Below are 8,053 nucleotides of genomic sequence, written 5' to 3' on the forward strand. Positions count from 1 at the left end.
ATGTTCCGCCGCACCTTCTGGTTCACGACCGGTGTAGCAGCCGGTGTCTGGGCCACCACCAAGGTCAACCGGAAGCTCGCCAAGCTCACCCCGGAGAGCCTGGCCCTCCAGGCAGCGGACCGCGCGGTCGTCGCGGGCCGCAAGGTCAAGCTCTTCGCCCTCGACGTGCGCGACGGCATGGCGCACCGCGAGGCGGCGCTCAAGGACGCGCTCGGTCTCGCGGCCGCACCCGACCCCGAGCGCCAGGAGCTCCGCGAGCTCCCCGAGCAGCGCCGGCTGGTCGCACTCGAACAGCAGCACACCTACCACCCGTTCACCCGGAAAGAGGACCACTGATGGAGTCGGCTGAAATCCGCAGGCGTTGGCTGCGCTTCTTCGAGGAGCGCGGACACACCGTCGTTCCCTCGGCGTCAGTCATCGCGGACGACCCGACCCTGCTGCTCGTCAACGCGGGCATGGTCCCCTTCAAGCCGTACTTCCTCGGCGAGGTCAAGCCGTCCTTCCAGCGCGCCACCAGCGTGCAGAAGTGCATCCGCACGCCGGACATCGAAGAGGTCGGCAAGACCACCCGCCACGGCACGTTCTTCCAGATGTGCGGCAACTTCTCCTTCGGCGACTACTTCAAGGAAGGCGCCATCAAGTACGCCTGGGAGCTGCTGACGACTCCCGTGGCGGACGGCGGCTACGGCCTGGAGCCGGAGAAGCTCTGGATCACCGTCTACCTCGACGACGACGAGGCCGAGCGGATCTGGCGCGACGTCATCGGCGTCCCCGCCGAGCGCATCCAGCGCCTGGGCAAGAAGGACAACTTCTGGTCCATGGGTGTCCCCGGCCCCTGTGGCCCCTGCTCCGAGATCAACTACGACCGCGGTCCGGAGTTCGGCGTCGAGGGCGGCCCCGCCGTCAACGACGAGCGGTACGTGGAGATCTGGAACCTGGTCTTCATGCAGTACGAGCGCGGTGCGGGCGACGGCAAGGAGGACTTCCCGATCCTCGGGGACCTGCCCTCCAAGAACATCGACACCGGCCTCGGCCTCGAGCGTCTCGCCATGATCCTGCAGGGCGTGCAGAACATGTACGAGACCGACACCCTGCGCGTCGTCATGGACAAGGCCACCGAGCTGACCGGCGTCCGCTACGGCGACAAGCATGCGTCGGACGTGTCGATGCGCGTGGTCGCCGACCACATCCGCACCTCCGTGATGCTCATCGGCGACGGCGTCACCCCCGGCAACGAGGGCCGCGGCTATGTGCTGCGCCGCATCATGCGCCGCGCCATCCGCAACATGCGGCTCATGGGTGCCACCGGTCCGGTCGTCCAGGACCTGCTCGGCGTCGTGATCGACACGATGGGTCAGCAGTACCCGGAGCTCGTCACCGACCGCAAGCGCATCGAGACCGTCGCCCTCGCCGAAGAGGCCGCCTTCCTCAAGGCCCTCAAGGGCGGCACCAACATCCTCGACACCGCCGTGACCGAGACCAAGGCCTCGGGCGGCACGGTCCTCTCCGGCGACAAGGCCTTCCTGCTCCACGACACCTGGGGCTTCCCGATCGACCTCACCCTCGAGATGGCCGCCGAGCAGGGCCTGACCGTGGACCAGGACGGCTTCCGCCGCCTGATGAAGGAGCAGCGGGAGCGGGCCAAGGCCGACGCCAAGGCCAAGAAGACCGGCCACGCCGACCTGTCCGCCTACCGCGAGGTGGCCGACACCACCGGTGAGACCGACTTCACCGGCTACACCCGCACCGAGAACGAGTCGACCGTCGTCGGCCTGCTCGTCGACGGCGTGCCCTCGCCCGCCGCCACCGAGGGCGACGAGGTCGAGGTCGTCCTCGACCGCACCCCGTTCTACGCCGAGGGCGGCGGCCAGCTCGCCGACCAGGGCCGCATCCGGCTGGACAGCGGTGCCGTGATCGAGGTCCGCGACGTGCAGAAGCCCGTCCCGGGCGTCCACGTCCACAAGGGCGTCGTCCAGGTCGGCGAGGTGACGGTCGGTGCCGCCGCCTATGCCTCCATCGACGTCACGCGCCGCCGCGCCATCGCCCGCGCCCACAGCGCCACCCACCTCACCCACCAGGCGCTGCGCGACGCCCTGGGCCCGACGGCCGCCCAGGCCGGTTCGGAGAACTCGCCCGGCCGCTTCCGCTTCGACTTCGGCTCCCCGGCCGCCGTGCCGGGCAGCGTCCTCACGGACGTCGAGCAGCGGATCAACGAGGTCCTCTCCCGTGAACTCGACGTGCACGCCGAGGTCATGAGCATCGACGAGGCCAAGAAGCAGGGCGCCATCGCCGAGTTCGGCGAGAAGTACGGCGAGCGGGTCCGCGTCGTGACCATCGGCGACTTCTCCAAGGAGCTGTGCGGCGGTACGCACGTCGCCAACACCGCCCAGCTGGGTCTGGTGAAGCTGCTCGGCGAGTCCTCGATCGGTTCCGGTGTGCGCCGCGTCGAGGCCCTGGTCGGTGCGGACGCCTACAACTTCCTGGCCAAGGAGCACACGGTCGTCGCCCAGCTCCAGGAGCTGGTCAAGGGCCGTCCGGAGGAGCTGCCGGAGAAGATCTCCGGGATGCTCGCCAAGCTCAAGGACGCCGAGAAGGAGATCGAGCGCTTCCGCGCCGAGAAGGTGCTGCAGGCCGCCGCCGGGCTCGCCGAGGGCGCCAAGGACGTGCACGGCGTGGCGCTGGCCATCGGCCGGGTGCCGGACGGCACCGGCGCCGACGACCTGCGCAAGCTGGTCCTCGACGTGCGGGGCCGCATCCAGGGCGGCCGCGCCGCCGTCGTGGCCCTGTTCACCGTGGTGAACGGCCGCCCGCTGACCGTCATCGCCACCAACGAGGCCGCGCGCGAGCGCGGGCTGAAGGCCGGCGACCTGGTCCGCACGGCCGCCAAGACCCTCGGCGGCGGAGGCGGCGGCAAGCCGGACGTCGCCCAGGGCGGCGGCCAGAACCCGGAGGCCGTCGACGAGGCGGTCGCCGCCGTCGAGCGCCTCGTCGCGGAAGCGGCCTGATCGCCGTGCGACGAGGCAGGCGCATCGCCGTCGACGTCGGGGACGCCCGGATCGGGGTCGCCTCGTGCGACCCCGACGGGATCCTCGCCACCCCGGTCGAGACCGTGCCGGGGCGGGACATCCCGCAGGCGCACAAGCGGCTGGCGGCGATCGTCGCGGAGTACGAGCCCATAGAGGTGGTCGTCGGTCTGCCCCGCTCCCTCAAGGGGGGAGAGGGGCCGGCCGCGGCCAAGGTCCGGACCTTCGCCAAGGAGATGGCCCGGCGGGTGGCGCCCGTACCGGTGCGGCTGGTCGACGAGCGGATGACAACCGTCACAGCCGCGCAGGGGCTGCGCGCCTCCGGGGTCAACGCCAAGAAGGGCCGGTCGGTGGTCGATCAGGCCGCTGCCGTGGTCATCCTGCAGAACGCGCTGGAGATCGAGAAGGTCTCGGGCCGGCCTCCCGGCGAGGCTGTCGAAGTGGTCATCTAATCGCAGTACGGTAACGTTCCGCGCTGACATGGCAGCCGTTCGAACGTCTCCCGTACAGGACTGGACGATTCGAAAACCCGCGCTCCACGGAGCACCGACCGGCTGCCGCTGTGCGGCACTAGGGGATTGATGACTGAGTATGGCCGGGGTTCCGGCTCCCAACCGTGGCATCCCGAGGACCCTCTGTACGGGGAACAGGGATACAACGGGCAGCAGCAGCACCCCCAGCAGCCGCAGCAGCCTCAGTACGGTCAACAGCAGTACGGCTGGGACCCCTCGCAGAACGCGGGGGGTCCCTACGTAGCCGGTCCGGGCGAGCAGCAGTACGGGCAGCAGCAGTCCGCCGACCCCTACGCCGGCGCGCACCCCGACTACTACGGCACCCAGGGCGGGTACCCGCAGCAGCACCAGCAGCACGTACCCCAGCAGCATGCACCTCAGCAGTACGAACAGCAGGTGCCGCAGCAGGCCCAGCAGCATCAGCCGCAGACGTTCGAGCAGCACGCCGAATGGCGCTCGGAGCCCGACGAGGAGAAGATCTCCCTCTTCGACGACCGCCCCGAGCCCGCCCGTACGGAGCCCGGTGACGGGGACGAGCCGGGCGAGGAACGCTCCCGCGGCCGGGACCGGCGCGGCAAGAAGTCCAAGAAGAACAAGCGCCGCAGCGGTACCGCCTGCCTCCTCGTCGCCGTGGTCCTCGTCGGTGTCGTGGGTGGTGGCGGCTACCTCGCCTACGACTACTGGCAGACCCACTTCGGCGCCGCGCCCGACTACGAGGGCGAGGGCACCGGACAGGTCCAGGTCGAGATCCCCAAGGGCGCGGGTCTCGGCCAGATGGGCGAGATCCTCCAGAAGGCGGGTGTCGTCAAGAGCGCGGGAGCCTTCACCGAGGCCGCGGGCAAGGACCCCAAGGGCAAGGCCATCCAGCCCGGCACGTACACCCTGCACAAGGAGATGTCGGGTGCGGCGGCCGTGACGATGATGACCAACACGGCCAACTTCCTCACCATCCCCGAGGGCCGCCGGGCCGTCGCGATCTACGCCGCGATCGACACGAAGCTCGGTCTCGCGCAGGGCACCACCAAGGACGTCGCCAAGAACCAGGCGAAGAACCTCGGGCTGCCCGACTGGGCCGACAGCGACCCCAAGATCAAGGACCCCCTGGAGGGTTTCCTCTATCCCTCGCAGTACAACGCGAGCAAGGGCACCAAGCCCGAGGAGATCCTCAAGCAGATGGTCGCGCGGGCCAAGGAGAACTACGCCAAGGTCGACCTGGAGGGCAAGGCCAGGGATCTCGGCCTGAAGTCCCCGCTCCAGCTGATCACCGTGGCGAGCCTGGTCAACGCCGAGGGCATGACCCACGACGACTTCCGCAAGATGTCCCGGGTCATCTACAACCGGCTCAAGCCGACCAATACCGTGACGAACGGCAAGCTCGAGTTCGACTCGACGTACAACTACATCAAGAACCAGAGCAAGCTCGACCTCGACCCCAAGCAGCTCCGGTCGTACGACGACCCGTACAACACGTACCACGTCAAGGGCCTGCCGCCCGGTCCCATCGGGAACCCCGGCGAAGAGGCGCTGAAGGCCGCGATGGACCCCGAGCAGGGCGAGTGGTACTTCTTCGTCTCCGTCGACGGCAAGACGACGAAGTTCGCCAACACGCTGGCCGAGCACGACAAGCTCGTCCAGGAGTTCAACGAGAACCAGAGGAAGAAGCAGGGATGAGCCCCGAACCCGGGCGTCACAGGGCCGCCGTGCTCGGATCGCCGATCGGCCACTCGCTCTCCCCGGTCCTGCACCGCGCCGCCTACGCGGAGCTGGGCCTGGCGGAGTGGACGTACGACCGTTTCGAGGTCGACGAGGCCGGGCTGCCCGGCTTCTTCGAGGGGCTCGGCGCCGCGGGGGAGTGGGCCGGGCTCTCGCTCACCATGCCGCTGAAGCGGGCCGTGATCCCGCTGCTCGACGCCGTCCGGGACACCGCGGCCTCCGTCGAGGCCGTCAATACCGTCGTCTTCACCCCCGACGGCCGCCGCGTCGGCGACAACACCGACATCCCCGGCATCGTGGCGGCCCTCCGGGAGCGCGGCGTCGAGCGGGTCGAGTCCGCCGCCGTCCTCGGCGCCGGGGCCACCGCCTCCTCCGCCCTCGCCGCCCTCGCCCGGATCTGCTCCGGAAAGGTCACCGCCTACGTCCGTAGCGAGGCGCGCGCCGCCGAGATGTGCCACTGGGGCGAGCGGCTCGGCGTCGCCGTCACCACCGCCGACTGGTCCCGGGCCGCCGAGGCCCTCACCGCCCCGCTGGTGATCGCCACCACCCCGGCCGGGGCCACCGACGAGCTCACGGCCGCGGTTCCCGACCGCCCCGGCACGCTCTTCGACGTGCTGTACGAGCCGTGGCCGACCCCGCTGGCCGCCGCCTGGTCGGCGCGCGGCGGCGCCGTCCTCGGCGGCCTGGACCTGCTGGTCCACCAGGCGGCGCTCCAGGTCGAGCAGATGACCGGCCGTGCCCCGGCACCCCTCGGGGCGATGCGCGCCGCGGGCGAGGCGGCCCTCGCGGCCCGCGCCCACTGACCACGACTTGACGCTGTCCGTCCACAACCCGGACCTGCGGCCGGGAAAGCCCGTGGGACGTGGGAGGATCGGAGACGGCGGGCCGGGGCCGCTGGAGAAGTCCCCAGGCCGCGCCGCCGCATGATCTCGAGGCGCGAGCAAGAGGAGTCCCGTTGAGCAGGTTGCGCTGGCTGACGGCCGGAGAGTCCCACGGACCGGCCCTGGTGGCGACGCTGGAGGGGCTTCCCGCCGGTGTGCCGATCACCACCGAGATGGTGGCGGACCACCTGGCCCGGCGGCGCCTGGGCTATGGCCGCGGCGCGCGCATGAAGTTCGAGCGCGACGAGGTCACCTTCCTCGGCGGCGTCCGCCACGGCCTGACCATGGGCTCTCCGGTCGCCGTCATGGTGGGCAACACCGAGTGGCCCAAGTGGGACAAGGTCATGGCCGCCGACCCGGTCGACCCCGACGAGCTGGCGGCCCTCGCCCGCAACGCCCCGCTGACCCGCCCCCGCCCCGGCCACGCCGACCTGGCGGGCATGCAGAAGTACGGCTTCGACGAGGCCCGCCCGATCCTGGAGCGCGCCTCCGCGCGCGAGACCGCGGCCCGTGTCGCCCTCGGCGCCGTCGCCCGCTCCTACCTCAAGGAGACGGCGGGCATCGAGATCGTCTCCCACGTGGTGGAACTGGCCGCGGCCAAGGCCCCGTACGGCGTCTACCCGAAGCCCTCCGATGTCGAGCGCCTCGACGCCGACCCGGTGCGCTGCCTCGACCAGGACGCGAGCAAGGCGATGGTCGCCGAGATCGACCAGGCCCACAAGGACGGCGACACCCTCGGCGGCGTCGTCGAGGTCCTCGCCTACGGCGTGCCCGTCGGCCTCGGCTCGCACGTCCACTGGGACCGCCGCCTGGACGCCCGCCTTGCCGCCGCGCTGATGGGCATCCAGGCCATCAAGGGCGTCGAGGTCGGCGATGGCTTCGAGCTGGCCCGGGTGCCCGGCTCCAAGGCGCACGACGAGATCGTCGCCACCGACGAGGGCCTCCGCCGGACCTCCGGCCGCTCCGGCGGCACCGAGGGCGGTCTCACCACCGGCGAGCTGCTGCGCGTCCGCGCCGCGATGAAGCCGATCGCGACCGTGCCGCGCGCCCTGGCCACCGTCGACGTGGTCACCGGCGAGGCCACGCAGGCGCACCACCAGCGCTCCGACGTCTGCGCCGTCCCGGCCGCGGGCATCGTCGCCGAGGCCATGGTGGCGCTCGTGCTGGCCGACGCGGTGGCGGAGAAGTTCGGCGGCGACAGCGTCGCCGAGACCCGCCGCAACATCCAGGGCTACCTCGACAACCTGGCCATCAAGTGACCTCTCCCGCCGTCGTGCTGGTGGGCCCGCCCGGAGCGGGCAAGTCCACCATCGGTGCCCTGCTCGCCCAGCGGCTGGGCACCGGCTACCGCGACACCGACGCCGACATCGAGCGGACCGCGGGCAAGCCCATCCCGGAGATCTTCATCGACGAGGGCGAGCCGCACTTCCGCGCGCTGGAGCGGGAGGCCGTCCGCGCCGCCGTCGCCGAGCACCCCGGGGTGCTCGCCCTCGGCGGCGGCGCCGTCATGGACGACGGCACCCGCGCCCTCCTCAAGGGCCTGCCGGTGGTCTTCCTCGACGTCGAACTCGCCGACGCCGTGCACCGGGTGGGCCTGGACGCTCCGCGTCCGTTGCTCGCGGTCAATCCGCGGCAGCGGTGGCGTGAGCTGATGGAGGCGCGCCGTCCGCTCTATACCGAGGTCGCCCGCGCCACCGTCGCCACCGGGGGCCGTACCCCCGACGAGGTGGCCGATGCCGTACTGGAGGCGCTGGCGTTGCCCCGGGACCGTACCCATGACACCACGCAGTGAGGAACGCATGACCGACGCCCCGACCCGTATCCGGGTAGCCAGCGAGGGCTCCGCGCCGTACGAGGTCCTCGTCGGCCACCAGTTGCTGGGCGAGCTGCCCGGCCTGATCGGCGCCGGGGCCAGGCGGGTCGC

General features: G+C 71.3%; 7 protein-coding genes. All 7 read left to right on the forward strand.

The window, feature by feature from the left end; translation table 11 throughout:
• Positions 1 to 336, forward strand: a complete 336-nt coding sequence (locus ACWD4A_RS21705; protein ID WP_451196181.1) for a DUF6167 family protein — start codon at positions 1 to 3, stop codon at positions 334 to 336.
• Entirely contained in the window at positions 336 to 3,005 is a 2,670-nt protein-coding gene (gene alaS, locus ACWD4A_RS21710) for an alanine--tRNA ligase (RefSeq protein WP_451196184.1), read from the forward strand. Before ACWD4A_RS21705 ends, alaS begins: the two co-directional genes overlap by 1 nt.
• Positions 3,005 to 3,475, forward strand: coding sequence for a Holliday junction resolvase RuvX (gene ruvX / locus ACWD4A_RS21715; protein WP_451196196.1), 471 nt, complete (start codon positions 3,005 to 3,007; stop codon positions 3,473 to 3,475). The genes alaS and ruvX overlap by 1 nt, the downstream gene beginning before the upstream one ends.
• A gap of 129 nt (positions 3,476 to 3,604) precedes the next feature.
• On the forward strand, positions 3,605 to 5,206 hold the full coding sequence (gene mltG / locus ACWD4A_RS21720; RefSeq protein ID WP_451196186.1) for an endolytic transglycosylase MltG: 1,602 nt from the start codon (positions 3,605 to 3,607) through the stop codon (positions 5,204 to 5,206).
• Positions 5,203 to 6,051 (forward strand): shikimate dehydrogenase, encoded by an 849-nt coding sequence (locus tag ACWD4A_RS21725; protein ID WP_451196189.1) that lies wholly within the window; start codon positions 5,203 to 5,205, stop codon positions 6,049 to 6,051. Before mltG ends, ACWD4A_RS21725 begins: the two co-directional genes overlap by 4 nt.
• Positions 6,052 to 6,203: 152 nt before the next feature.
• On the forward strand, positions 6,204 to 7,388 hold the full coding sequence (gene aroC, locus ACWD4A_RS21730; RefSeq protein WP_451196191.1) for a chorismate synthase: 1,185 nt from the start codon (positions 6,204 to 6,206) through the stop codon (positions 7,386 to 7,388).
• Entirely contained in the window at positions 7,385 to 7,921 is a 537-nt protein-coding gene (locus ACWD4A_RS21735; RefSeq protein ID WP_451196193.1) for a shikimate kinase, read from the forward strand. Before aroC ends, ACWD4A_RS21735 begins: the two co-directional genes overlap by 4 nt.
• Positions 7,922 to 8,053: the final 132 nt, after the last annotated feature.

The sequence above is a fragment of the Streptomyces sp. NPDC002537 genome (assembly GCF_053594975.1).

What these genes read in the sequence shown, in the direction of transcription:
- ACWD4A_RS21705 (WP_451196181.1), top strand. Translation starts at nt 1, where the DNA reads ATGTTCCGCCGCACCTTCTGGTTCACGACCGGTGTAGCAGCCGGTGTC.
- alaS (WP_451196184.1), top strand. Translation starts at nt 336, where the DNA reads ATGGAGTCGGCTGAAATCCGCAGGCGTTGGCTGCGCTTCTTCGAGGAG.
- mltG (WP_451196186.1), top strand. Translation starts at nt 3,605, where the DNA reads ATGACTGAGTATGGCCGGGGTTCCGGCTCCCAACCGTGGCATCCCGAG.
- ACWD4A_RS21725 (WP_451196189.1), top strand. Translation starts at nt 5,203, where the DNA reads ATGAGCCCCGAACCCGGGCGTCACAGGGCCGCCGTGCTCGGATCGCCG.